The sequence below is a fragment of the Streptomyces sp. NPDC029044 genome (assembly GCF_040637495.1).
Lineage (GTDB): Bacteria > Actinomycetota > Actinomycetes > Streptomycetales > Streptomycetaceae > Streptomyces.
The window spans coordinates 1-1,707 of sequence record NZ_JBEZWN010000154.1 but is presented as its reverse complement, the minus strand read 5'-3'; the positions used below and the strand labels follow the sequence as shown (position 1 = coordinate 1,707).

Here is a 1,707-nt window from a genome sequence, read left to right as displayed (position 1 = left end):
TCGGCCGTCACCAAGCGCTGGTTGGAGTGGGCTCGTGGCTGAATTCGGTATCGCGGCACCGTCGGTGAAGGTGGCCGGTGACAAGCCGGCCACCGCGACCGGCAAGGCGCTGTCGGTAGTGGCGCTGCGCAAGACCTACGGGGACGTGGTCGCCGTCGACGAGGCGTCGATGGAGATCGCGGCGGGGGAGTTCGTCACCTTCCTCGGCTCGTCCGGGTCGGGCAAGACCACGACGCTGATGATGATCGCCGGGTTCTGCGAACCCGACTCCGGCACCATCACCGTCGGAAACCAGGATGTGACGAGGCTGGCCCCGCAGAAGCGGGGTCTGGGCTTCGTCTTCCAGCAGTACCTGCTCTTCCCGCACATGACCGTGCAGGAGAACGTCGCCTTCCCGCTCACCCTGCGCGGGGTGGGCAAGGACGAGATCCGCCGCCGGGTCGGGGAGACCCTGGAGATCGCGGGCCTGTCCCGCTTCGGCGGCCGCAAGCCGCGTGAGCTGTCCGGCGGTCAGCAGCAGCGGGTCGCCCTGTGCCGTGCGCTGGTCTACCGTCCGCCGGTGATCCTGATGGACGAGCCGCTGGGTGCGCTGGACAAGAAGCTGCGTGACCAGCTCCAGGTGGAGATCAAGACCATCCAGCAGGAACTCGGCCTGACGGTCATCTATGTGACGCATGACCAGGAAGAAGCGCTGGTCATGTCGGACCGTATCGCGGTGATGCGCAACGGTCTGATCGAGCAGTTCGACACCCCTCGCGAGCTGTTCGAGCGGCCGAAGACGCCGTTCGTGGCGGACTTCCTCGGCGCGGCGAACTTCCTGCCGGGCCGTATCGAGCAGCACACCGACGCCCACACTCTGGTCCGTCTGGACAACTCCGGCGGCCTGCTCAAGGCCCGCCGTCACGACCTCGCCTCCGGTACGCAGGTGAAGGTGGCTGTGCAGCCGGGCCGGCTGCGGGCGTGCGCCGCCGATGACGGGTTCTGTACCGGCACGGTCGAGACCGCCACTTACGTCGGCACCCTCGTCCGCGCCGGCGTACGCATCGACGGAGGTGACGGGCCGCTGCTGCGTCTGGAGGTCCCCGCGGGCCGCGGACCGGTCGCCGGTGAGCGGGTCGGGATCACCGCTGATGCGGACGACGTCAACCTCTTCGCCGACGAACAGGCGGGGTGAGTCATGGCCGCCACCCTCACCGCGGGGGCTCCGGCCCGTCCGCGCAAGTTGCTGGCTTCGCGCCGGACGCGGGTCGGGATCCTGTACGCGCTGCCGGTCGTCATCTACCTGCTGGTGCTGTTCGTCTACCCGATCTTCTCCACGCTGCTGCTGAGTCTGAAGAACGCCGACGGCTCGTTCACGCTGCACTGGTACGCCGACGCACTCACCGGCGTCAACCTTTCCGTCTTGTTCACCACGCTGCGCATCTCCGCCGAAACAGCAATCCTCAGCCTGGTGTTCGGGTTCGTGCTGGCGCAGGCGATCACCCGGCTGAAGCCGATCCTGGCGGGTCTGGCGATGCTGGTCGTGGTCGTGCCGCACTTCGTGTCCGCTCTGGTGCGTACCTACGGGTGGATCATCATGCTCGGCGACAAGGGCCTGGTGAACGAGTCTCTGACCGCCATGTCGGTGCCTGGAGCCCCGTTCCAGCTGCTCTACAACGAGTTGGGTGTGGTGATCGGTACCACCTCGATGATGCTGCCGTACACGGT

General features: G+C 67.3%; 1 protein-coding gene and 1 pseudogene. Both read left to right on the top strand.

Annotated features, from left to right (window positions below; translation table 11 throughout):
• Positions 1-34 precede the first annotated feature (34 nt).
• Positions 35-1,174, top strand: a complete 1,140-nt coding sequence (locus AB0E85_RS39935) for an ABC transporter ATP-binding protein (protein WP_361937656.1) — start codon at positions 35-37, stop codon at positions 1,172-1,174.
• A gap of 3 nt (positions 1,175-1,177) precedes the next feature.
• A pseudogene (locus tag AB0E85_RS39930) lies at positions 1,178-1,707 on the top strand (ABC transporter permease); the annotation flags it as partial.